22 protein-coding genes are annotated in these 22,128 nt (G+C 66.6%); 15 read left to right on the forward strand and 7 right to left on the reverse strand.

The features are described 5' to 3' along the window. The first annotated feature begins 12 nt into the window (after positions 1-12). From dnaE to F4036_00880, 15 genes are all read left to right on the forward strand, one after another. Positions 13-3,144, forward strand: coding sequence for a DNA polymerase III subunit alpha (gene dnaE, locus F4036_00810; GenBank protein MYK36283.1), 3,132 nt, complete (start codon positions 13-15; stop codon positions 3,142-3,144). A 73-nt stretch (positions 3,145-3,217) separates the two neighbouring features. Further along, on the forward strand, positions 3,218-3,907 hold the full coding sequence (gene rpsP, locus F4036_00815; protein MYK36284.1) for a 30S ribosomal protein S16: 690 nt from the start codon (positions 3,218-3,220) through the stop codon (positions 3,905-3,907). A gap of 46 nt (positions 3,908-3,953) precedes the next feature. Continuing rightward, positions 3,954-4,436 carry a 16S rRNA processing protein RimM gene (rimM, locus tag F4036_00820; GenBank protein MYK36285.1) on the forward strand — a complete coding sequence of 161 codons (483 nt, stop codon included), beginning with the start codon at positions 3,954-3,956 and terminating at the stop codon, positions 4,434-4,436. Positions 4,437-4,474: 38 nt separating this feature from the next. Beyond that, positions 4,475-5,239: a tRNA (guanosine(37)-N1)-methyltransferase TrmD gene (gene trmD, locus F4036_00825; GenBank protein MYK36286.1), complete on the forward strand. Its 765-nt coding sequence runs from the start codon at positions 4,475-4,477 to the stop codon at positions 5,237-5,239. Further along, positions 5,232-5,576 carry a 50S ribosomal protein L19 gene (locus F4036_00830; GenBank protein ID MYK36287.1) on the forward strand — a complete coding sequence of 115 codons (345 nt, stop codon included), beginning with the start codon at positions 5,232-5,234 and terminating at the stop codon, positions 5,574-5,576. Before trmD ends, F4036_00830 begins: the two co-directional genes overlap by 8 nt. Beyond that, positions 5,573-6,418 carry a hypothetical protein gene (locus F4036_00835; protein MYK36288.1) on the forward strand — a complete coding sequence of 282 codons (846 nt, stop codon included), beginning with the start codon at positions 5,573-5,575 and terminating at the stop codon, positions 6,416-6,418. Before F4036_00830 ends, F4036_00835 begins: the two co-directional genes overlap by 4 nt. Further along, positions 6,405-7,430, forward strand: a complete 1,026-nt coding sequence (locus F4036_00840) for a C4-dicarboxylate ABC transporter (GenBank protein ID MYK36289.1) — start codon at positions 6,405-6,407, stop codon at positions 7,428-7,430. The genes F4036_00835 and F4036_00840 overlap by 14 nt, the downstream gene beginning before the upstream one ends. A 35-nt stretch (positions 7,431-7,465) precedes the next feature. Beyond that, positions 7,466-7,981 (forward strand): TRAP transporter small permease, encoded by a 516-nt coding sequence (locus F4036_00845; protein MYK36290.1) that lies wholly within the window; start codon positions 7,466-7,468, stop codon positions 7,979-7,981. Between the two features lie 4 nt (positions 7,982-7,985). Then, positions 7,986-9,239, forward strand: a complete 1,254-nt coding sequence (locus F4036_00850) for a TRAP transporter large permease subunit (GenBank protein MYK36291.1) — start codon at positions 7,986-7,988, stop codon at positions 9,237-9,239. After that, positions 9,236-10,336, forward strand: coding sequence for a sorbosone dehydrogenase family protein (locus F4036_00855; protein MYK36292.1), 1,101 nt, complete (start codon positions 9,236-9,238; stop codon positions 10,334-10,336). Before F4036_00850 ends, F4036_00855 begins: the two co-directional genes overlap by 4 nt. A 50-nt stretch (positions 10,337-10,386) precedes the next feature. Continuing rightward, positions 10,387-12,240, forward strand: coding sequence for a signal peptide peptidase SppA (sppA, locus tag F4036_00860; GenBank protein ID MYK36293.1), 1,854 nt, complete (start codon positions 10,387-10,389; stop codon positions 12,238-12,240). Positions 12,241-12,296: 56 nt separating this feature from the next. Beyond that, positions 12,297-13,040 carry an ABC transporter ATP-binding protein gene (locus F4036_00865; protein MYK36294.1) on the forward strand — a complete coding sequence of 248 codons (744 nt, stop codon included), beginning with the start codon at positions 12,297-12,299 and terminating at the stop codon, positions 13,038-13,040. Beyond that, on the forward strand, positions 13,033-14,496 hold the full coding sequence (locus F4036_00870) for an ABC transporter permease (protein ID MYK36295.1): 1,464 nt from the start codon (positions 13,033-13,035) through the stop codon (positions 14,494-14,496). The genes F4036_00865 and F4036_00870 overlap by 8 nt, the downstream gene beginning before the upstream one ends. Then, positions 14,477-15,307 carry an alpha/beta hydrolase gene (locus tag F4036_00875; protein ID MYK36296.1) on the forward strand — a complete coding sequence of 277 codons (831 nt, stop codon included), beginning with the start codon at positions 14,477-14,479 and terminating at the stop codon, positions 15,305-15,307. The genes F4036_00870 and F4036_00875 overlap by 20 nt, the downstream gene beginning before the upstream one ends. 11 nt (positions 15,308-15,318) lie before the next feature. Beyond that, the gene (locus F4036_00880; protein ID MYK36297.1) at positions 15,319-16,059 is read left to right on the forward strand and encodes an alpha/beta hydrolase; all 741 of its coding nucleotides are present in this window, start codon (positions 15,319-15,321) and stop codon (positions 16,057-16,059) included. A 72-nt stretch (positions 16,060-16,131) separates the two neighbouring features. Here the strand turns inward: F4036_00880 and sufT are convergent, their stop codons facing one another. From sufT to F4036_00915, 7 genes are read right to left on the reverse strand one after another with little or no spacing between them, the layout of a single operon-like run. Further along, positions 16,132-16,683, reverse strand: coding sequence for a putative Fe-S cluster assembly protein SufT (gene sufT, locus F4036_00885; GenBank protein MYK36298.1), 552 nt, complete (start codon positions 16,681-16,683; stop codon positions 16,132-16,134). Positions 16,684-16,688: 5 nt separating this feature from the next. Next, positions 16,689-17,207: an SUF system NifU family Fe-S cluster assembly protein gene (locus F4036_00890; GenBank protein MYK36299.1), complete on the reverse strand. Its 519-nt coding sequence runs from the start codon at positions 17,205-17,207 to the stop codon at positions 16,689-16,691. Beyond that, positions 17,207-18,466, reverse strand: coding sequence for a cysteine desulfurase (locus F4036_00895; GenBank protein MYK36300.1), 1,260 nt, complete (start codon positions 18,464-18,466; stop codon positions 17,207-17,209). The genes F4036_00890 and F4036_00895 overlap by 1 nt, the downstream gene beginning before the upstream one ends. A gap of 5 nt (positions 18,467-18,471) precedes the next feature. Then, positions 18,472-19,335, reverse strand: coding sequence for a hypothetical protein (locus F4036_00900; protein MYK36301.1), 864 nt, complete (start codon positions 19,333-19,335; stop codon positions 18,472-18,474). Then, complete coding sequence (sufC, locus tag F4036_00905; GenBank protein MYK36302.1) at positions 19,332-20,093, reverse strand: Fe-S cluster assembly ATPase SufC; 762 nt, start codon at positions 20,091-20,093, stop codon at positions 19,332-19,334. Before sufC ends, F4036_00900 begins: the two co-directional genes overlap by 4 nt. Then, the gene (sufB, locus tag F4036_00910; protein ID MYK36303.1) at positions 20,090-21,547 is read right to left on the reverse strand and encodes a Fe-S cluster assembly protein SufB; all 1,458 of its coding nucleotides are present in this window, start codon (positions 21,545-21,547) and stop codon (positions 20,090-20,092) included. Before sufB ends, sufC begins: the two co-directional genes overlap by 4 nt. Continuing rightward, on the reverse strand, positions 21,544-22,002 hold the full coding sequence (locus F4036_00915) for an SUF system Fe-S cluster assembly regulator (GenBank protein ID MYK36304.1): 459 nt from the start codon (positions 22,000-22,002) through the stop codon (positions 21,544-21,546). The genes sufB and F4036_00915 overlap by 4 nt, the downstream gene beginning before the upstream one ends. Positions 22,003-22,128 lie beyond the last annotated feature (126 nt).

Genomic DNA, 22,128 nt, shown 5'->3' on the forward strand with positions numbered 1-22,128 from the left:
GGCCGCTGACCCATGAGGCCGTCCTACGCCGAACTGGCGGCGGCAAGCAACTACTCTTTTCTTCGCGGCGCCTCACACCCGGCGGAAATGGTCGCCCGGGCCGCCGAATTGGGCCTTGCGGCGATCGGGCTGGCGGATTGCAACAGCGTTGCGGGCGTGGTTCGGGCCCATGTTGCGGCCCGCGAGGCGGGCATACGCTTCCTGCCCGGGGCGCGTCTTCAGCCCCGCGACGGCCCGGACGTTCTTTGCTATCCCGGCGACCGCGCGGCCTGGGGACGGCTGTGCCGGCTGCTTACCCTCGGCAAGCGCCGCGCGGCGAAGGGCGAGTGCGATTTCAGTCTCAGGGAACTGTGCGCGCATGCCGCCGGGCAGGTCCTGCTGGTGGCGCCGCCGCGCACCCCAGCTGACATTCCCGGCCTGTCCCGCCTGGCCAACGCCGGCGCCGAACAGTTGGGTCTGGCCGCGCCGCTTTGTTTCGACGGACAGGACGCAGGCCGGCTAAAACGGCTTGAGGCCATCGCCGGGCAATGGTCGATTCCGCTGGTCGCCGTGGCGGACGCCTGGATGCACGCGCCCGACCGCAAGCAGCTGGCCGACGTGCTGACTTGCGTGCGCGAGGGCGTGACCATCGATACCGCGGGGTTCCGGCTCGACGCCAATGCCGAACGCCACTTGCGCGGCGCGGAGGAAATGCTGGGCCTCTACGAAGGCTACGAACACGCCGTTGCCCGCAGCCTGGAAATCGCGGAAGGTCTGTCCTTCAGCCTGGACGAACTGCGCTACGAGTACCCCGAAGAGCAGGTCCCCGAAGGCCATTCGCGCCAGGAATGGCTGGAGCGCCTGACCTGGGAGTCGGCGGCCGAGCGCTACCCGGAAGGAATTCCCCCGCGGGTCCGGGAGATGGTTACGCGCGAGCTGAAGCTGATCGCCGAACTGGATTACGCCCCGTATTTCCTGACGATCTACGACCTGGTCCGGCATGCCCGAAAGGAGGACATTCTCTGCCAGGGCCGCGGCAGCGCGGCCAATTCGGCCGTCTGCTTCTGCCTGGGCATCACGGCGGTGGACCCCGCGAAGATCGATCTTCTGTTCGAGCGCTTCATTTCCAGCGATCGCGGCGAGCCGCCGGACATCGATGTGGACTTCGAGCACGAGCGGCGCGAGGAAGTCATTCAATACGTGTATCGGCGCTACGGCAGGGAGCGCGCGGGAATGACCGCCACGGTTATCCACTATCGGCCGCGCAGCGCGCTGCGCGAGACCGGCAAGGCGCTGGGATTGCCGCAGGCGACGCTGGATGCCCTGGCCGGACGGATCTGGGGCGGGGGCGGCTGGCCCGACGAGGCGCGCCTAAGGGCTCTCGGCCTGGACCCGGAACACCCGCGGCTGAAGGCGTCGCTGGCCCTGGCCGCGGAGCTGGTCGGGTTTCCGCGGCATCTGTCCCAGCACCCCGGCGGAATGATCATGACCAGCGGACGGCTGGATGAGGCAGTGCCCATAGCCAATGCCGCGATGGCCGATCGGACCATGATCGAGTGGGACAAGAACGATCTCGACGACCTGGGAATGCTCAAGGTGGACGTGCTGGCCCTGGGCATGCTCACCTGTCTGAGGAAGTGCCTGGACCTGCTCGCGCGGCATCATGGCCGGCCGTTGACGCTGGCGTCCATACCGGCGGAAGATCCCGAGGTGTACGACATGCTCTGCCGGGCCGACGCCGTGGGCGTGTTTCAGGTTGAGAGCCGGGCGCAGATGAACTTTCTTCCGCGCATGCGGCCGCGCTGCTTCTACGACCTGGTCATCGAGGTGGCCATCGTTCGCCCCGGCCCGATACAGGGCGATATGGTCCACCCGTATCTGCGCCGCAGGCACGGCAAGGAGCCGGTGGAATATCCGTCGGAGGAACTGCGCAAGGTCCTTGCCAACACGCTGGGCGTGCCGCTGTTCCAGGAGCAGGCGATGCGGATCGCGGTGGTCGCCGCCGGTTTTACGCCGGCGCAGGCGGATGCCCTGCGCCGCTCCATGGCCACGTTCCGGAACACCGGAACCGTAAAGGCGTTTCGCGAGAGATTCGTTGCCGGAATGACCGGCCGCGGCTATTCCCCGGAGTTTGCCGAACGCTGCTTCAGCCAGATTGAGGGCTTTGGGGAATACGGCTTTCCGGAAAGCCACGCAGCCTCGTTTGCGATCCTGGTCTACGCCTCGGCGTGGTTCAAGCGTCACTACCCGGAGGTGTTCGCCTGCGCCCTGCTCAACAGCCAGCCGATGGGCTTTTACGCGCCCGCGCAAATCGTGCGCGACGCGCGCGAACACGGCGTGAACGTCCTGCCGGTGGACGTCAACTCGAGCGACGTGGACTGCACGCTGACCCCGGACGACGGCGGGCGGCCTGCCCTGAGGCTGGGTCTGCGGCAGGTGCGGGGCCTGGGCGCCGCGGCGGCCGAGCGCCTGGTGGCGGAGAGGGAAGGCGGCTACGCGGACATTCCTTCACTCAGGCGGCGGGCCGTCCTGGACAAGGGGGCGCTGCGCTGCCTGGCGCGCGCCGACGCCTTCTCTTCCATGGAATTGACCGGGCGGCGTGCCTTGTGGGAAGTGGAACGGCTGCCGGTCGGCAGGCCCTTGCCGCTGTTTTCCGCCGCCGGCCTGGACGAGTTGCCGGACGAGGAGTGCGCGCGACTCCCGGTCGAGCCTCCCGGCGAGCGGGTGCTGCGCGACTACGGTGCGCTGGGCCTCAGTCTCAAGGGGCATCCGCTGGCCTTTGCCCGGACGCAACTGGGAGAACTGGGGTATGGCGCCGCGGCGATGGTGGCGGAAGCCAACCACGGCGATCCGTGCGCCGCCGCCGGGCTGGTCCTGGTCCGGCAGGCGCCCCAAAGCGCCGAAGGCGTCGTGTTTCTGACGCTGGAAGACGAGACCGGCGTCGTGAACGTCGTGGTCTGGCGCGACGTATTCGAACGCAATCGGGACGTGCTGATGTCGTCCATCCTGCTGGGCGTGCGCGGCGAAGTGCAGCGGGAAAACGACGTCATCCACCTGGTGTCCCGGCGCATGGAAGACCTTTCCGACCTGCTGGGCGCGCTGGCGTCCTCGCAGGTCGCGGCGCCGCATACGGCCCGCTTCACCCCGCGCCTGGGCCGGGCCTGACGTGGCGGTTGCGGCACCATCTTTGGTACAATTCGCGGGTTTGGCGAGCGGCCTGGCCGCGGGATCACTTTCAATGGTAGGCATACGGCTATCCCGGCATGGGGCCAAGAAGCGGCCCTTCTATCACATTGTCGTTACCGACCGGCGCAACAAGCGCAACGGCCGGTTCATCGAGCGGCTGGGTTTCTACAACCCCATAGCGACCGGCGGCGAGCAGCCCCTGAAGCTGGCCCTGGATCGCGTCGATTACTGGCTGGGACAGGGCGCACAGCCTTCCGAACGTGTGCGGCAACTGATTCGCCGGCGCCGCATGGAAGGCGACCTGGCGGCGAAAGCGGCCGAGGAAGCAGCCGCTGCGACGGAGCCCCCGGAGCAAGACGCTGCGGAGGAAGAGGCGGCGGCCGAAGAGGTTGCGGCGGAGACGGCTCCGGCTGAAGAAGTCGAGGCCGACGAAGCTCCCGCGGAAGAGGCTGTGGCCGAAGAGGCGCCTGCGGAAGAGTCCGCCGTGGAAAAGACGGCCGAGGCGGACGGCGAACCCGAAGAGAGTGCCGCCGAGGCGGAAGCGGCGAGCGAGGAAACCGCCGAAGAGTCCGCTGCGCCTGCAGAAGCCGAAGAAACTGCCGCGGCCGAGGCGGAAGGCGAGGGCGAATCCGAACAGGCTGCGGCGGACGACGCAGCAGAACCCGACGAGGCAGCGCCTGATGACGACGGCGCCGAGGAAGATGGCGAAGACGCCACCGCGACCGAGAAGGACTCCGGCTGAGCCGGAACCGCCGGAGAACCCAACGCCGGAAGCGAAACTGATTCCCATGGGCCGGCTGGGCGCCGCCCGGGGACTGCAAGGCTGGCTCAGGGTGAAGTCCTTTGCCGATCCGCCGGAGCAACTTGAGAATTACCGTACCTGGAATCTGCTCGTGAACGATCAGTGCAGGGAAATGACCTTGCGGCGCTTGCGGATCACGCCCCGGGGCCTGGAATGCCGTCTGGACGGGATAGAGACGCGCGATGCGGCGGAAGAGCTGCGCGGCGCGGAAATCCGGGTGAAACGCGCGGATTTGCCGCCGGCCGGCGAGAAGGAGTGGTATTGGGCCGACCTGGAGGGTCTGGAAGTGCGTAACCTCGAGGGCCGGCCCCTGGGCCGGGTGCGCGGCCTGATGGCCACCGGCGCCAACGACGTGCTGATCGTGCAGGGTGAACGCAGGCGGCTGATCCCCTTCGTGCAGGGCAGCCGGGTACGCGAGGTCGACCTTCAGGCGCGCCGGCTGATCGTGGACTGGGACCCGGCGGATTAGGGTCTGCGAACAGGTCCCAGGAGCGCGGCAGGCCCCCGATGCATATCACTACCGTATGCCTGCACCCGGAGATGGTGCTGGACGCCTTCAAGGGCGGCGTTTGCGGCCGGGCGCTGGAAGCCGGCGTGGCCAGTCTGCGCTGCGTGAACCCGAGGAATTTCGCCGCCGGACCTCATCGCAACGTGGACGACCGCCCCTACGGCGGAGGCCCCGGCATGGTCCTGAGCCCCGAGCCCCTGCTGGCGGCGGTAAGGGCGGCCCGCGCCAGTGCGCCCGGCGGCGCGCCGGTCATCTTCCTCACTCCGCAGGGCGGGCGCTTTACCCAGCGGCGCGCAAGGGAACTGGCGGCCGGCCTCGGCATGGTGCTGGTCGCCGGGCGCTACGAGGGGATCGACGAACGCGTGGTGGAACTGGAAGCCGACGAGGAGCTGTCGCTGGGCGATTTCGTCCTGAGCGGCGGCGAACTGGCCGCTTGCGCGGTGATCGATGCGGTGGTGCGGCTGTTGCCCGGGGCGCTGGGGGACGATCGCTCGGCCGAGGAAGACTCGTTTTCCGTTGGCCTTCTGGATTTTCCGCAGTACACTCGGCCCGCCGTGGTCGAAGGCCGGGCGGCGCCGGAGGTGTTGCTGAGCGGCGATCACGAGCAGGTGCGGACGTGGCGCCTGAAGCAGTCGCTGGGCCGCACCTGGGCGCGCCGGCCGGAATTGCTCTCCGGGCGGACCCTGAATGAACGGGAAAGCCGGCTGCTGGCGGAGTTCCAGGCGGAATACGACATTAAAATACGGGACGCGAAAGATGACTAACCTCATTGAACAACTTGAAGCGGAACAAATCCGCACCGACCTGCCCGATTTTTCTCCGGGAGACACGGTGGTGGTGCAGGTGCGCGTGCGCGAGGGGCAGCGGCAGCGTTTGCAGGCTTTTGAAGGCGTCGTGATCGCCAAGCGCAACCGGGGACTCAACTCCTCCTTTACCGTGCGCAAGATCTCGCACGGCGAAGGCGTCGAGCGGGTGTTTCAGACCCACAGCCCGATGATCGCCGGGGTCAAGGTCAAACGCCGCGGCGACGTGCGGCGCGCCAAGCTCTACTACCTTCGACAGCGGCGCGGGCGGAGCGCGAGAATTCGCGAGAAGCTATGAGGCTTAAGGGCCTGGCGCTTGCTGTCGCGGCGATGGGCCTTTCCGGCTGCGGTTCGCTGATTCAATCCGCCACCAGCGGCCTGACCGAACAACTCGGTGACGCCGTTCTGGGGCACGACGACCCCGAACTCGTTCGCGACGCCACCCCCACGCTGCTGATCCTGATCGACAGCCTGGCCGGCGAGGATGCCGGCCCCGCGGTCCTGGGTTCCGCCGCGCAGTTGTACGCCGCCTACGGCGTGGTTTTCGTCAACGATCCCGAACGCGCCCACAAGCTGACCGAGCGGGCCTACGGTTACGGCCGCAGGGCACTGTGCGCCGCCGACGGGGCTGGATGCGGCGTGCAGGAACTGGGTTTCGAGGAATACGAGGCCCGTATCGGCGCGTATCCCGCCGCGAAGGCGCAGGCCCTCTATGACTACCTGATCGGCTACCTGTCCTGGATCCAGTCCCGCGGCGACTATGAGGCGCTGGCCCGGCTTCCGCGGCTGCAGGTGGCGCTGGACCGGCTGCTGGAGGTTGCGCCGGCGGACATTCGCGGGCGCGCGCATATGTACATGGGCATCCTGCAATGCCTGCGGCCGGCCTCGCTGGGCGGCGAACCGGAAGCGGGCATGCGGAATTTCGAAGAGGCCGTGCGCCTGACCGGGCGCAAGGACCTGAGCGTGCTGGTGGAGTACGCAAGAAACTGCGCCCGTTTGCTCTATGATCGCGAACTGCATGACAGGCTGCTTGAAGAGGTGCTCGACGCCCCCGCCGACCAGCCGGGTCTTACGCTGTTCAACAACCTTGCCAAGGCCGACGCCCGGGAATTGCTGAGTACTGCCGATGATTACTTCTGAGTACGTTCCGCTGCGGTCCGCCGCGTTGATCGTGGCCGCACTGTTGGCGGCCGGTCCGCTTTCGGCGCAGACGCTGAAGATCGCGACCGTTACGCCTGAGGGGTCGGCCTGGATGCGGGACATGCGCGCCGCGGCCGCGGAAATCCGCGAGCGCACCGGCGGACAGGTGCAGGTGAAGTTCTACGGTGGTGGTACGCAGGGCGACGACCTCAGGGTGCTGCGCAAGATTCGCGTCGGCCAGTTGCAGGGGGCGGTACTCACTTCAAGCGCACTGGCCGGCAGGTATCCGGACGTGCTTCAGTACGGGCTTCCGCTGTTGTTCCGTTCGCGCGACGAGATGCTGTTCGTGCGCGAGCGGTTTGACCCCGTTCTGGCGGACGGCCTGCTCGACAGCGGATACGAGACTTTCGGCTTCGGCAGCCTGGGCTTCGCCCGCATCATGTCGGGCAGGAATCCGGTGGTCCGGCTGGAGGACGCGCGCGGGCTGAAGATCTGGGTGCCCGAGGGCGACGACATCGGCCTGCGCTCGATGCGTTCGGTGGGCCTGGCCCCCGTCCAGCTTCCGATCTCCGACGTGCTGGTCGGGCTGCAGACGGGGTTGGTGGAGGTCATTGTGACGCCGCCTTCGGGCGCCATTCTGCTGCAATGGCACACACGCCTGCGCTACGTCACGGACTTCCCCGTGGTGTTCGCCTTCGGCTTGCTGGCGATGGACAGGAGGGCTTTCGGTCGGCTGTCCGAGCCCAACCAGGCGATAGTCCGCCAGGTCTTCGGCGCGCTGGCCGCCCAGCTAGACCGTCGCGACGCCCAGGACAACCTGGAAGCCGGGCAGGCGCTGAAGAACTCCGGGCTCGAATACCTGGCTCCGACGTCCGACGAGGTTCTCCGCTGGCGCCGGGCCTTCACGCGGATCTACCCCGAACTGGTGCGCGAAGCCGGAATGTCGCGCGGCATGCACGAGGAAATCGTGCATGCGCTTGACGAATTCCGCGGCGAATCGGGATCCGGCTGATCCACGTGCCGCACCGCCGCTGACGGGAGTTCCCGGTGCCGGACACGGCGGGAAGGATGGCCGGGCGGCTGCTGACCGGCCTGCTGGCCACTTTTCTGGGCGCCATGCTCCTTCTGGCGGCCGCTCAGATCCTCTGGCGCAACGTCTTCCGCATGTCGATTCCGTACAGCGAGCAGTTGCTGGAATGGCTGGTGCTCTGGATCGCCATGCTGGGCGCGATGGCGGCCAGCGTCGGCAGCCGCCACATCACGATCGACGCGCTCTCGCAGGTGCTTTCGAAGCCGGCCCGCAGGTGGGCCGGTGTCACCGCGCAGTTCTTCGCACTGGTCGCTTGCCTGGCGCTGTTCCTGATCTGCGGGTCCTACTGGCTGGACACGATGAGCTATGGCGAAACCACGCTGGGCGGACTGCCGCGATGGGCATTCGAGGCCATTCTGCCGGTCGCCTTTGCCGTGATGGCGGGCGCCCACCTGGCTCACATGGTTTCGCTGCTACGGCACGGCCGCCTCGCCGGGGGCGCGGAAACCGCCGGCCCTCCGACGGCGGACTGAACCCATGCACTGGATCGTTCTCGGGCTGCTGGCCGTTCTGGGCGTGCCGCTTTTCGCGGTCATCGCGGGCGGAGCGATGCTCGGTTACCTGGGCGCAGACATTCCCCTGGCCTCCATAGCTATCGAAATACTGGGCGTGGCGACGCTGCCCGCGCTGGTCGCCATCCCCCTGTTCTGCTTCGCCGGTTACGTGCTGGCGGAGAGCCCGGCGCCGAGGCTGCTGGTGCGCCTGAGCGAGGCCCTGGTGGGGTGGATGCCCGGGGGACTGGCGGTCTTCGCATTGGCCATCTGCGCGCTGTTCACCGCCTTCACCGGCGCGTCGGGCATCACCATCATCGCGATGGGCGCCTTGCTCTATCCGGCGCTGAAACAGGCGCGCTACCCGGAAGGGTTTTCTCTTGGGCTGGTCACCACCGGCGGCAGCCTGGGGCTCTTGTTCGCGCCTTCGCTGCCGCTGATTCTTTACGGCGTCGTGTCCGAAACCCGCATCGATTCGCTGTTCAGGGCCGGCGTGCTGCCCGGCCTGGCGATGATCGTTCTCCTTGCGGCGTACTGCCTTTGGGTCAACCGCAGCGAACGCCGGCCGCTGTCCAGCTTCGATTGGCGCGAAGTCGCCGGCGCCGTCAGGGCCGCGGGCTGGGAGCTGCCGTTGCCGGTCATCGTGCTGGGCGGCATCTATTCCGGCTACTTTGCGATTTCCGAGGCGGCGGCGGTAACGGCGCTCTACGTCGTGATCGTGGAAGTGTTCATACGCCGCGCCATCCCGCTTTCGCGCCTGCCTCTGATCATGCGCGATTCGATGACGCTGGTGGGCGGCATACTGCTGATCCTGGCGGTATCGCTGGCGTCCACCAACCTGATGATCGACGCCGAGGTGCCGCAGCGGCTGCTGGCGGTGGTCGGCAAGGTCGTGAGCGGGCCTGTGACTTTCATGCTGGCCTTGCTGGTCTTCCTGCTGATCCTGGGCGCTTTCCTGGACATCTTCTCCGCCATTGTCCTGGTCGTGCCGCTGATCCTCCCGGTCGCCGCCCAGTTCGGCGTGCACCCGGTTCACCTGGGCATCATTTTCCTGGCGACCATGCAGTTGGGTTACCTCACGCCTCCCGTGGGCCTCAACCTGTTCATTGCGAGCTATCGGTTCGAGCAGCCGATCGTTCGCGTTTACCTGGCCAGCCTGCCGTTTCTGCTGGTGCTCATGGCGTCGGTGCTGCTGATCGCCTTCTGGCCCTCGCTTTCCCTTTGGATGATCGGAACATGATTCGAAAAACTACTCTTGCATTGTGCGCCCCTGCGGTGCTTGCGTTCGCCGCCGGCGGGGCGCACGCGGACTTTGACATTGGCGAAGTCCGCTTGCCGCCGGGCTTCGAGATAGAGGAGTACGTGACCGGCCTGCGAAACGCCCGCGGGCTTGCGATCGGCGAGAACGGCACGCTGTTCGTCGGCACCCGGAACGCCGGGAAGGTGTACGCGGTGCGCAATCCGGGCGGCCCCGGCCAGGAGATCATCGAACTGGCCTCGCGCCTGATCCTGCCGAACGGCGTGGCGGTGCGCGGTTCCTCGCTGTTCGTGGCGGAGGTTCACCGCATTCTGGAATACGAAAACATCGAACAGCGGCTCGGGGAGGGCATCAGCCCCAGGGTGTTTCATGACGGCCTTCCCACCGCCCGGCATCACGGCTGGCGGGCCATGGGCTTCGCGCCCGACGGCTGGCTGTACGTGGCGGTAGGCGCGCCCTGCAACGTTTGCGACAGCTATGCAACGATCGAGCGTATTCCGGCGCAAGGCGGCGAACGCGAGGTCTATGCGCGGGGCGTGCGCAACAGCGTGGGCCTGGCCTGGCACCCGGAAACCGGCGAGCTCTGGTTCACGGAAAACGGACGGGACCTGATGGGCGACGACATTCCGCCGTGCGAGCTGAACCATGCTCCGCGGCCCGGCATGCACTTCGGTTTCCCTTTCTGTCACGGCACGGACATTCCCGACCCGGACGGAAAATGGGCGGCGCTGGGCGATTGCGCCTCGGCCGTGCCCCCGGCGCAGGAACTGGGGCCCCACACCGCGCCGGTAGGCTTGACGTTCTACACCGGCGACGCCTTTCCCGCCGAATACAAGGGGCGGCTTTTCGTTGCCGAGCACGGCAGCTGGAACCGCAGCAGGAAAATCGGCTACCGGGTGATGATGCTCGAACTCGAGGGCAATGAAGTCGTGAGCTACGAGCCTTTCGCCGAGGGCTGGTTGCGCGATGAAGAGACGCTTGGACGACCGGCTTACGTCATCGAGGATGGGGAGGGCAACCTGCTGATCAGCGACGACCACCGCGGCGTCGTATACCGCGTGCGCTACACGGGCGCCTGACGGGGCCTATCCGGTACACTAGGCGCAGCAAATATGAGGAGTAAAGGCTCATGATCGGGAAGTTATTTCGTGCGATCTGGACAGGTGTCGACGGTTTTCGGAAGGTCATTCACCTGGTCCTGATGATCTTCGTGTTCGTTGTGATGCTGGCGGCGCTGGGTTCGGGCCAGACGGCCGTGAAAATCGAGGACGGCACCGTCCTGCTTCTGAATCCATCCGGTGTGCTGGTGCATGAACTCAGTGCAGGAGAGCTTGATCTCGAATTGCTGAGCATGAACGACGAGCCGCCGGCCGAAACGCTGGTACGGGACGTTGTGCGGGCGCTCAGGCACGCCGCCGGGGACGACCGGATCGCGGCCGTGCTGGTGGACATCGACGGACTTGCCGGCGGCGGCTTCACCAAGCTGCAGGACATCGCCGCGGCGATGCGCGAGTTCCGGGAGTCGGGCAAACCCATGATCAGCTATTCGAGCTGGTACGGACAGAGCGGCTACCTGCTGGCGTCCCAGGCGGACGAGGTGTTCGTGCATGACTACGGTGGGGTGGACATCCGCGGCATGGGTCGCTGGCGGATGTACTACGCCGAAATGTTCAACAAACTCGGCATCGACCCGCACGTGTTCCGGATAGGCGAATACAAGTCCTTTGTCGAGCCCTATTTCCGCAACAACATGTCGGACGAGGACCGGCAGAGCGCCGAACAGTGGCTGGGCGCACTCTGGGGCGAGTATCAGCGCGAGGTCACGGAGGCCCGGGAGCTGGCCGCGGACGCGCTGGACCAGTACGCGGCGAACCTCACCGGGGCCCTGGAGGGTGCGGGGGGCGACCTGGCGCGGGTCAACCTCGAGGCCGGCCTGGTCGATGCGATACACAACGACGAGACCTTCAAGGAATACATGAAGGAACGCTTCGGTGATTCCGAGGACGGCGAATACCACAAGGTCGGATTCGCGGACTACCTGACGGTGGCCGACCGCGAGAACCCGCTGCACTCCGACGACGAAAACAAGGTGGGCGTGGTTGTGGTGGCCGGTTCCATCATTGACGGCAGCGCCGGTCCCGGCGCCGCCGCCGGCGACAGCATCGCCAAGCTGGTCCGGCATGCCGCCGAGGAGGACGATATCAAGGCCCTGGTGCTGCAGGTGGACAGCCCGGGAGGCAGCGCGTTCGCGTCCGAAGTGATTTCCGGCGCGGTTGCGACCGTTTCCGAGGCCGGCAAGCCGGTCGTGGTTTCCATGAGCAGCGTGGCGGCCTCCGGCGGTTACTACGTCGCCGCCGAAGCCGACGAGATCTGGGCCTATTCGGGAACCATTACCGGGTCGATCGGAGTGGGCGCGGTGTTCTTTACCGCGCCCAAGCTGCTCGAGCGTATCGGCTTTACCGAAGACGGGCTGGGCACGACGCCGCTGTCCGAACAGGGCCGTATCGGCGCGGACCTGGACGAAGGGCTCCGCCGGCAGGTCGATGCGCAGATCGGCAGGGTCTATGAGCGTTTCGTGGGCCATGTGTCGCAGGGGCGGGGCATGAGCTTTGACGAAGTGGACGATATCGGCCGCGGCCGCGTCTGGATCGGTTCCGATGCCGCGTCCATCAACCTCGTTGACCGTATCGGCACGCTGGAAGACGCGGCCGAGAGCGCCGCCGGGCTGGCCGGTATGGAAGAGGGCGACTACAGCGTGGAGCGGATCGAGCGCAAGCGCCCCTTCTTTACGGGCCTGAGCGAGTTCTTCCAGCTTCGCTTGGCGAGGCTCAAGCAAAGGCTCGGCATTGGTTCGGAGCCGGACCGGTTCATGGACGCGGTCCAGCAGGCGAGAAAGATATTGAACGCCGAACTGGACCAGCTCGCGCAGCTCAACGACCCGCGCGGCTTCTACTACCACTGCGGAACCTGCGCTGCCTATTGAGCGTTTCCTCGCACGGGAAATTCGATGCCTACGGCTGAGGGCAGGTCCGCGACGCGATGCTTGTAGCCGAGAACGTCACCTACAGCTACTGGGGGCAGGAGAAGCCCGCGGTTCGTGAGGCCGGCGTCCGGGTTTCTCCGGGCAGCATCGTGGCGCTGGTGGGGCCGAACGGCGCCGGGAAGACCACGCTGATCCTGTGCCTTGCGGGCCTGTTCGAGCCGCACGCGGGCCGAATCGCCCGGCATGGCGCCGACGTCCGAGACGGCCTTCGCCGGCACCGGGCGCGCACCGGTTTTCTGTCGGAGCACTACGGGCTGTATTCCGGGCTGACCGCGCGCCAGAGCATGGAATACGCGGCGCAGTCCCGCGCGCGCGCGTTTCCCGAGCTGCTATCGTCGGCGGCGCGCAACGAAGCGATCGAACAGGTGGCCGAGGAGTGCATGGTGGCGGACCTTCTGGACAAGGACCTCGACACGCTCTCGCGCGGACAGCGTCAGCTTCTTGCGATGGCCGAGGTCGAAATATCGCGTCCCCCGCTGCTGCTCCTCGACGAACCGGCATCCGGACTGGACCCCGATCACCGCGAGCTACTGGCGGCCAGGCTGGAAGAGCTGCGCGCGGAGGGCCGCGCGATCCTCGTGTCCTCGCACATCCTGGCGGAACTCGAGGAATACGCCACCGACCTGGTGGTGATGCAGGAAGGTGCGACCCTGCCGCAGCAGAGCGGGCTGTCGCCGGGCAGCCTTCGCGACGTCTATCGGCGGTTGCGCGCCGAGGCGCGTGGGGGCGGTCATGCGTGAATTCATTGCCCGCCTGAATCCCGAACTCCTGCGCGGATGGCGGGCGGAAGCCACGCGATTGCGCCTGGCAATCACGCTGCTGCTTTCGGCGGGGGTGGCCTGGTGCATCCAGCTGGCCTGGGATTGGTCCGCGCTTGGCCGGGCCGGCGCCATCGCGTTCGGCATATTCAGCTTTGTGGTCACGCCCATCCGAATCGTCGGCGCAATCGCGGAAGAGCACAACCGGCATACCTGGCAGCGCCAGCGGATGAGCGCGCTCAGCCCGGCGCAATTGATGCTGGGCAAGGCATTCGGCGCAACCGCCCTGACCGACCTGGCGGCGCTTTGCGCGCTGGTCTGCTGGGGGCTGGGGGTGTATTTGCCGGGGGAGAATCCGGTCGTCCTGGGTGGCGCGCCGCCCGAGGCCGCCGAGGCGATTGCTGAGCGAATGCGCGCCGGATTCCCGGTGAACGCCTGGCTGATGGTTTGCGCCAACCTGTTCGCGCGCCTCCTCGCGCTGGCACTGGCGATTCGCAACTGCGACCGCTCCAGGGCGGCGCGCGGCCGGTCCTTCGTCGTCGCGATCCTGCTGGCGCTGTTGCTGACCAGTCCGCTGACGGCCCTGAAGGAAGGCTTGGCCGGCCGGCTCTCCGGCGAAGCGGGCGATGCGGCGCTGTGGTTCGGCTTCGTGCCCATGAGCGGCGACGCCTTCTGGGCGGCAAGCGGGTTTGCATTCGTCGCGTTCGCGGCATTCTGGTGCTGGTGCGCAGCCCGCGAGACCCTCAGCGGGAGACGTTTCGCGGTGGAAGCTCCGGTGATTGGGCTCGGCCTGGGCCTCTGGTGGGCGGGCACGGCTTATGCGGCGGCCGACGCCGCACGGTTCGTTTCGATTGAAGGCGGCTACGGGCCCGGCCGGTACGCGACCGCGGCCCTGTTATTGATCCTGACGGCCATCGCGTACCTCTGGGGGGTGGCGGAGCGCGTGGACCGAAGAAGGGCGCGGGAATTCCTGGCCGCGCCCAGCTTGCGGGCCATGCCCGCCTGGTTGCTGATCCTGCTGCTGGCGGATGTAACTGTCGCGGTGCACCTGGTCGCCGGAGCGTTCGCAACGGGCGGTGAGTTGGGCTACATACAACAGAACTTCTGGGCCATCAGCCTGCTCGGGTTCCTGGTCCGCGACATGGGCATCCTGTTCCTGGTGCTGGCCGGGAGGGTTCGCCGTTGGCCCGAGTTGGCCGCGCTGGCCTCCTGGCTGGTGCTGGGCCTGTTCATTCCCGGAGCCCTGAGCGGGGCTGAGGCCGCCGTGGGAACATTCGAGCTGTACCTGCTGTTTTCTCCGATCGCATTGCAGGAGGCGACGGGGCATCTCGTCATCGGGGCGGTTTCGGCCTGGGTGCAGGCGGGCCTGGTGGTAAGTTGGCTGATCTGGCGCGGCCGCGCGCAGGGAGGTAATGAATATGTCGAAAGCAACGCGTAGGGCATTTGTCGGAGGGGCCATTGCGGCCGCGGGACTGCAGGGCGCGGGAGCGCATGAGCGGCCGGAGGACAGTGTCCTTTTCGTCCTCGTGCACGGCACCGGTCACGGCGGCTGGTGCTGGAAATTCGTGCGGGACATCCTCGACGAACAGGGGCACCGCGTGTATACGCCCACGCTGACCGGCTGCGGCGAGCGCTCGCACCTGCTTCACCCTGACATCGGGCTGGAACTCCACATTCAGGACATCGTCAACGTGCTCGAATGGGAAGAACTCGAAAACGTGGTGCTGGTGGGGCACTCCTACGGCGGGCTGGTAATTTCCGGCGTGGCTGACCGGGCCAAGGAGCGCTTGCGCCACCTTGTCTATCTGGATGCAATCGTTCCCGGAGACGGAGACAGCCTGCTTTCGGCGCGCCGCGACGCCAGCGCCGAGGAAGTAGCTGCCAACAAGGAGATCTGGGGCCGAATTGCGCCGGACGGCGAGTATGTCATGGGCTTCTCCGCCACGATGTTCGGAATTCCCCCGGAGTCGTCCAAGGCGGCCTGGGTGGAGCGCAGACTCACGCCGCACCCGATCAAGAGCTGGCTGGACCCGGTGAAGTTCGAGAACGGAGGCGAGGAAGGCGTGCCCTGCACTTTCATCGAGTGCACCGAACCCGCCATGCCGGGCGCCGGCCTCAGCGCCCACGCCCAACACGCCAAAGACCATCCGGGCTGGCGCTACGTGGAGCTCAAGACCGGCCACGACGCCATGGTGACCGAGCCGCAGGCCTGCGCCGACCTGTTCCTGGCCGCCGCCCGTTCTTCCTGAGCCTGGATACCATAACTTTCGTCCTCGTTCACGGCACCGGCCATGGCGGCTGGTGCTGGAAGTTCGTGCGCTCGATCCTGGAAGGGCAGGGACATCGTGTGTACACGCCCACGCTTACCGGCTGCGGCGAGCGCTCGCACCTGCTCCATCCGGACATCGGCCTGGAAACGCACATTCGGGACATCGTGAACGTGCTCGAGTGGGAAGAACTGGACGACGTGGTTCTGGTGGGTCATTCTTACGGCGGATGCGTCGTTTCCGGTGTGGCGGACCGGGCCAAGGACCGGCTGCGGCACCTGGTGTACCTGGACACGGTCATTCTGAGCGATGGAGAAAGCCTGGTCGGCTCCCGCCGGCAGATGAGCGATGCCGAGGGTGATGCGGATATCGAGCGCCGCCGGAGCATGGCGCCGGACGGCAAGTACATCGTGGCGCGCTCCGGAGAGTTCTACGGAATTCCGCCCGAGCCCGCGGACGTCCTCGAGTGGGTGAACCGGAGGCTGACTCCGCATCCGCTGAAAAGCTGGCTGGAACCGGTGAAGTTCGAGAACGACGGCGAGGAAGGCGTGCCCAGGACCTTCATCCGCTGCACCGACCCCGAAATGCCGTTCAGCGGAATAAGGGACCACGCGATGTTCGCAAAAGAGCACTCCGAATGGCGCTATGAGGAACTTGCGACCGGCCACGACGCGATGGTGACCGAGCCGCAGGCCTGCGCCGACCTGATCCTGGCCGCCGCCCGTTCTTCCTGACCCTGGGTGCGAGGGCGTCCTGCCCTCGACGAAGGCGAGACGGCCGCGAGGGACATGCCCTCGCTCCCAGGACTACATCAGGCCGGCTTCGAGCTGGGCGGCTTCGGACATCATGCTCTGGTTCCAGGGGGGGTCGAAGACGAGTTCGACGGCCACGTCGTCGATGGTGGGGATCAGGGCGATCTTCTCGCGCACGTCCTCCACCAGGATTTCGCCCATTCCGCAGCCGGGCGCGGTCAGCGTCATTTCCACGGCAACGTCGCGCCTGCCGTCGTCGCGGCGTCTGACCTCGCAGGAATACACGAGGCCGAGGTCGACGATATTGACCGGGATTTCCGGGTCGTAGCAGGTCTTCATCTGTTCCCACACCAGCGCTTCCACGTCGGAATCGCCGGCGTTGGCCGGCAGTTCAGGCGGCTCCGCGGGCTTCTTGCCGAGCGCGTCGGCGTCGACGCCGGCGATGCGGTACAGCCAGCCGTCCACATACACCGTGAAGCTGCCGCCCAGCGACTGGGTGATGAACACGAGCTGTCCGGCGTGGAGTTGCGCCTCCTCGCCGGCGGGGATGATGACCGCCCTGCAGTCGCGGGTCAGGGTGACGGGCTCGCTCTGGTCGCCGAACATGGAATTTACTCGGTGCTCACGGTGTTCGGATCGCCGTCCAGTGCCGCGGTAAAGGTCTTCCAGGGCAGGGTGACGCAGCGGATCCGCGAAGGGTAGGAGCGAACGCTGCCCAGCGCGACGATTTCGCCCAGATCACCCAACCCGTTCTCGACGCCGGGTTTGAACGCTTCCAGGACCTTTTCCGCTTGCTGCTTCGCATGATCCGCGGTCTCGCCATCGAGAAGTTCGGTCATCATTGACGCCGAAGCCAGGCAGATCGCGCAACCGGCCGCCTCGAAGCTGATCTCGGCAATATGAAACGGGAGCGAGGGCGTCTCGCCCTCGTTGGAGGACGGGACGTCCTCCCCCCCGCGGCGCAGGCCCTCCGTCCCGGGCGTGCGGAGATACACGGTGACCTTGTCGCCGCACAGGGGATTGAATCCCTCGGCCACCCGGTCGGGCTCGTCCATGGCGTGGAAATTGCGCGGCGAACGGCAGTGCTCCAGCACCGTGCGCTGATAGAGGTTCTGCAGTTTGCTGCTCATCAGGCCTGGCCAAGCAGCCTGCGCGCGGTTCCGATCCCGGCGGCAAGACGGTCAATCTCTTCACGGGTGTTGTAGAAGGCGAACGATGCGCGGGAGGTGCCGGGCACACCGAAGCGGTCCATCAGCGGCATCGCGCAATGGTGGCCGGCGCGAATGGCGACGCCTTCATGATCCAGCACGGTGCCCAGGTCGTGCGGATGAATGCCGTCGATCACGAACGACACGACCGCGGACTTGGGGGACGCCGTGCCGATGATCCTCAAACCCGGAACGTCCTGCAGGCGCTCCGTTGCGTGCTCCAGCAAATCGTGCTCCAGGACCGCGAGGCGTTCGAGTCCGTGCCCGGCGAGATAGTCCATGGCCGCGCCAAGGCCGACGGCCCCGGATATATTGGGGGTGCCGGCCTCGAACTTGTGCGGCGGATCGTTGTAGGTGGTGCCGTCGAAGCGAACTTCGAGGATCATCTCGCCACCGCCCAGAAACGGCGGCAGTTCGTCCAGCCAGGGCTTGCGCGCGTAGAGCGCGCCGATGCCGGTCGGGGCGTACATCTTGTGGCCCGAAAGCGCATAGAAATCGCAGCCGAGTTCCTGCATGTCGAGCGGGATATGCCCGGCGGCCTGGGCGCCGTCGATCAGGATGGCCGCGCCGGCGCGCCGCGCCAGTCCGCAAATCTCCGCGACCGGATTGATTACTCCCATGGCGTTGGACACATGGGCTACCGCCACGAGTCGCGTCCTGCCGCCGATCAGTCCGGCGAGAGCGGCCATGTCCAGCTCGCCCGAGTCCAGTACAGGCGCTACCCGGATTTTCGCGCCGGTGCGCTCGCAAAGCTGCTGCCACGGCACGATGTTGGAATGGTGTTCCATGCCCGTCAGCACGATTTCCGAGTCCGCATCCATGCGGCCGTCCATGCAGCGCGCCACAAGGTTGATCGATTCGGTGGCCCCGCGGGTAAAGACGATCTCGTCGTCGGATGCGGCGTTCAACCAGCCGCGCGTGCGTTTGCGCGCCCCCTCGAAGGCCGCGGTCGCCCGGTCGGAACGGGCATGCACGCCCCGATGCACATTGGCGTGCATCTCGACTTCATAGTCGGTCAGCGCGTCCATGACCGCCTGCGGCCGCTGGGTGGATGCGGCGTTGTCCAGGTAGGCGAGGGGATTGCCATGCACGGTCGTGGCCAGACCGGGGAAGTCCGCACGCAGGGTTTGCGCCGACAGCGGCTCCCGGACGGCGGCGAGGCGGGCGGTGGCGCTGCTCATGGTGTTCAGGCTGCCAGCCTTAGTGGCGCCAGGTCCCGAAGCGCGCGGCTGAGCATCCCGTCGGCCATCTTCTGCGCGCGGGGCATTTCGATGTCGTTGCTGATCGAGGAGGCGAACGCCCGCACCAGCATGGCCCGGGCCTGATCCGGCGGCAATCCGCGGGTCCTCAGGTAGAACAGCACCGCCTCATCCAGCGCGCCGGTCGCGGCGCCGTGGGCGCACTGCACTTCGTCGGCATAGACCTCCAGTTCCGGGCGGGTTTCCATGCGGGCGGACTCGTCGAGCAGGAGATTGTCGTTCCGCAGCCGGGCGTCGGCGCCCTGGCCGTCCGGCGGAATCAATATCCTTCCCGTGAAGCCGCCATGACTTTCCGCGCCCAGAACGCAGCGGCACAGGCTTTCGCTCTCGGCGTGACGGGCATGATGGGCGATTTCCAGGTCCAGTTCCGCGCGCCGTCCGGTGTCCGCCATCATCAGGTGGCCGTGCCGGAATCGGGACCGGGCACCCATCAGGCCGGCGCGCAGCGATTCGCGATCGAGGCTTGCGCCGGAACCCACGCGGACAAACTCGAGCCGCGCCTCCTGCGCAAGGCGAACCTGCCGATTGATCTCGATCGTGCCTTCGCCCGAATCGTCCACGACGGCGACGTGGCGCATTCGGGCGCCGCGGCCGACCTGAACGTCAACCTCAAGGTGTGCGGCAAAGTCGCCCCGCCCCTCGTGAAGCTCCTCGAGGTCCAGCACGCTTCCCGGTTCCAGCACGATCCGCAACACTTCCGCTGCCGGGGCGTCAGCGCGGTGATTCATGCGCAGGGTCTCGGTGCGCCGCTCGCCGGCCTTCACGACGATTTCCATGGCCTTGCCGCTCACGCCGCCTCCCGGAGGAATGGTTCGTATCCCGAAGCCTCCAGCTCGCTCACCAGTTCGGCGCCCCCGGACCGGGCGATGCTTCCACCGGCCAGGACGTGCACACGGTCGGGCGAAACCAGGTTCAGGATCCGCTCGTAGTGGGTGATCAGCACGAACGCGCGCCGTCCATCGCGCAGCGCGCGGATCCCCGAGGCAACGATCTTGAGCGCGTCGATATCCAGCCCGGAATCGGTCTCGTCCAGCACCGCCAGCCGCGGCTTCAGCACGGCGAGTTGAAGGATCTCGTTGCGCTTCTTCTCCCCGCCGGAGAAGCCTTCGTTCACGCCGCGCTTGAGCAGTTCGGGCTTGAGTTTCAGCCGCGCCGCCTCGGCGCGGGCCTGTTTCAGGAAAGCCGCGGCGTTGATTTCTTCTTTGCCCGCCGCCTTGCGCTGCGCGTTGACGGCCGAGCGCAGCAGGTACATATTGCTCACGCCGGGTATTTCCACCGGGTATTGAAAGCCGAGGAAAAGTCCCTTGCAGGCGCGCTCTTCGGGGTTCATGTCCAGCAGGGACTCGCCGTCCAGCAATACGCTGCCGCCTGTGACCTCGTAGCCGTCGCGGCCCGCCAGCGTCTGCGCCAGCGTACTCTTGCCGGCGCCGTTCGGCCCCATGATGGCGTGCACTTCGCCGGCCCGGACCTCAAGCGACAGGCCGCTCAGGATTTCCTTGTTCTCGACGCTGACCCTGAGGCCGCGAATGTCCAGCAGCGGCGCGCTCATCCGATTGCGCCCTCCAGGCTGACGTTCATCAGGGCCTGGGCTTCGACCGCGAATTCCATCGGCAGCATGTTGAACACCTGCTTGCAGAATCCGTTGACGATCAGGTTCACCGCGTCCTCCTCGTCCAGGCCGCGCTGGCGGCAGTAGAACAACTGGTCCTCGGAGATCCTCGAAGTGGTGGCTTCATGCTCCACCACGGCGTGCGGATGCGCGATGTCCATGTGCGGGAACGTGTGGGCGCCACAGTCGTGGCCGATCAGCAGCGAGTCGCACTGGGTGAAGTTGCGCGCGCCCTCGGCCCTCGGGAACACCTTCACGAGGCCGCGATACGTGTTCTGCGCCTTGCCCGCCGAAATGCCCTTGCTGAGAATGTTGCTGCTGGTATTGCGGCCGATGTGGATCATCTTGGTGCCGGTGTCGGCCTGCTGGAAGTTGTTGGTCACGGCCACCGAGTAGAACTCGCCGGTCGAGTTGTCGCCGCGCAGGATGCAGCTCGGGTATTTCCAGGTGATGGCCGAGCCCGCTTCCACCTGGGTCCAGGAAATCGCCGAGTTGTCGCCGCGGCAATCGCCGCGCTTGGTGACGAAGTTGTAGATCCCGCCGCGGCCTTCCTCGTCGCCGGGGTACCAATTCTGGACCGTCGAATACTTGATCCGGGCGTCCTTCAGCGCCACCAGTTCCACGACTGCGGCGTGCAACTGGTTCTCGTCGCGCATCGGCGCGGTGCAGCCCTCCAGGTAGCTGACTTCGCTGCCTTCGTCGGCGATGATCAGCGTGCGCTCGAACTGCCCCGTGTTCTGCTCGTTGATCCGGAAGTAAGTGGACAACTCCATCGGGCATTTCGTGTTCTTCGGGATATAGACGAACGATCCGTCGGTGAAGACCGCCGAATTCAGCGCCGCGAAGTAGTTGTCACGGTACGGCACTACGCTGCCCAGGTACTTGCGCACCAGTTCCGGGTGTTCGCGCACAGCCTCGGAGAACGGGCAGAAAATCACGCCGGCTTCGGCCAGGCGGCTCTTGAAGGTGGTGGCCACCGACACACTGTCGAATACGGCGTCCACCGCCACGCCCGCCAGGCGGGCCCGCTCGTGCAGGGGAATGCCCAGCTTGTCGTAGGTTTCCAGCAGTCGCGGGTCTACTTCGTCCAGGCTCTTGGGCGCGTCCCTGGCCGGACCGGGCGCCGAGTAGTAGGAGATGGCCTGGTAATCGATCGGCGGGATGTTCAGCTTGGCCCAGGACGGTTCTTTTGCCTCGCGCCAATAGCGGTAGGCACGCAGACGCCAGTCGAGCAGGAACTCCGGCTCGTCCTTGCGCGCGGAAATCACCCGGATGACCTCCTCGTCCAGTCCCGGCGGCAGGGTGTCGGACTCGATATCGGTGACGAAGCCGTGCCGGTACTTGCGCTCGAGCAGTTCGCGCACTTCCGGATTGCGTTCGGCCGTGCGGCTCATCTCCCCATCCTCGCGCTGAGGTCGGCCGACAGCCTGCGGGTCCTGAAGCCGGGAGCGGACCGCCGCAGGTCACTCAGCGTGACCTCCGTCAGCGCGCCGCGAATCGCGCGGTTGATCTGCCGCCACGCGCCGCCCACGGTACAGAACGACTCCAGCTCGCACTGGCTTTCCGCATGGCTGCATTCGGTGAGCGCCATTGGTCCTTCCAGCGCCTCGAGTATCTCCACCGCGTTGATGTCGCGCGCCGAGCGCGCCAGCCGGTAACCGCCCAAGGCGCCGCGCTCGGAACGCACCAGGCCACGGCCTGCGAGCTGCTTGAGAAGCTTTTGTGCAGTCGGTAGCCGGAGGTGGGTCGCGGCGGCAATTTTCTTGGCCGAAAGCGACTGGCCCTCGGCCTGCGCCAGACAGCCGAGGATCATGGTCCCGTAGTCCGTAAGCCTGCTGACTCTGAGCATTTGCGCGCGCTCCAAATTCAATCAGGACTATTTTAGTCCAAAATGGTCCCCCGAACCGGCCGGATGCTCGCCCGGAGGGCAATGAGGTGGCGGTCCGGCAAGCGCGGGAATACACTACATGCCGGA

The organism is Gammaproteobacteria bacterium, assembly GCA_009845905.1.
GTDB lineage: Bacteria > Pseudomonadota > Gammaproteobacteria > Steroidobacterales > Foliamicaceae > Foliamicus.

What these genes read in the sequence shown, in the direction of transcription:
- F4036_00855 (MYK36292.1), top strand. Translation starts at nt 9,236, where the DNA reads ATGATTCGAAAAACTACTCTTGCATTGTGCGCCCCTGCGGTGCTTGCG.
- F4036_00895 (MYK36300.1), bottom strand. Translation starts at nt 18,466, where the DNA reads ATGAGCAGCGCCACCGCCCGCCTCGCCGCCGTCCGGGAGCCGCTGTCG.
- sppA (MYK36293.1), top strand. Translation starts at nt 10,387, where the DNA reads ATGATCGGGAAGTTATTTCGTGCGATCTGGACAGGTGTCGACGGTTTT.
- F4036_00890 (MYK36299.1), bottom strand. Translation starts at nt 17,207, where the DNA reads ATGAGCAGCAAACTGCAGAACCTCTATCAGCGCACGGTGCTGGAGCAC.
- sufB (MYK36303.1), bottom strand. Translation starts at nt 21,547, where the DNA reads ATGAGCCGCACGGCCGAACGCAATCCGGAAGTGCGCGAACTGCTCGAG.
- F4036_00835 (MYK36288.1), top strand. Translation starts at nt 5,573, where the DNA reads ATGAGGCTTAAGGGCCTGGCGCTTGCTGTCGCGGCGATGGGCCTTTCC.
- sufC (MYK36302.1), bottom strand. Translation starts at nt 20,093, where the DNA reads ATGAGCGCGCCGCTGCTGGACATTCGCGGCCTCAGGGTCAGCGTCGAG.
- rpsP (MYK36284.1), top strand. Translation starts at nt 3,218, where the DNA reads ATGGTAGGCATACGGCTATCCCGGCATGGGGCCAAGAAGCGGCCCTTC.
- F4036_00850 (MYK36291.1), top strand. Translation starts at nt 7,986, where the DNA reads ATGCACTGGATCGTTCTCGGGCTGCTGGCCGTTCTGGGCGTGCCGCTT.
- trmD (MYK36286.1), top strand. Translation starts at nt 4,475, where the DNA reads ATGCATATCACTACCGTATGCCTGCACCCGGAGATGGTGCTGGACGCC.
- F4036_00830 (MYK36287.1), top strand. Translation starts at nt 5,232, where the DNA reads ATGACTAACCTCATTGAACAACTTGAAGCGGAACAAATCCGCACCGAC.
- F4036_00875 (MYK36296.1), top strand. Translation starts at nt 14,477, where the DNA reads ATGTCGAAAGCAACGCGTAGGGCATTTGTCGGAGGGGCCATTGCGGCC.
- F4036_00865 (MYK36294.1), top strand. Translation starts at nt 12,297, where the DNA reads ATGCTTGTAGCCGAGAACGTCACCTACAGCTACTGGGGGCAGGAGAAG.
- F4036_00870 (MYK36295.1), top strand. Translation starts at nt 13,033, where the DNA reads ATGCGTGAATTCATTGCCCGCCTGAATCCCGAACTCCTGCGCGGATGG.
- F4036_00915 (MYK36304.1), bottom strand. Translation starts at nt 22,002, where the DNA reads ATGCTCAGAGTCAGCAGGCTTACGGACTACGGGACCATGATCCTCGGC.
- rimM (MYK36285.1), top strand. Translation starts at nt 3,954, where the DNA reads ATGGGCCGGCTGGGCGCCGCCCGGGGACTGCAAGGCTGGCTCAGGGTG.
- dnaE (MYK36283.1), top strand. Translation starts at nt 13, where the DNA reads ATGAGGCCGTCCTACGCCGAACTGGCGGCGGCAAGCAACTACTCTTTT.
- sufT (MYK36298.1), bottom strand. Translation starts at nt 16,683, where the DNA reads ATGTTCGGCGACCAGAGCGAGCCCGTCACCCTGACCCGCGACTGCAGG.
- F4036_00840 (MYK36289.1), top strand. Translation starts at nt 6,405, where the DNA reads ATGATTACTTCTGAGTACGTTCCGCTGCGGTCCGCCGCGTTGATCGTG.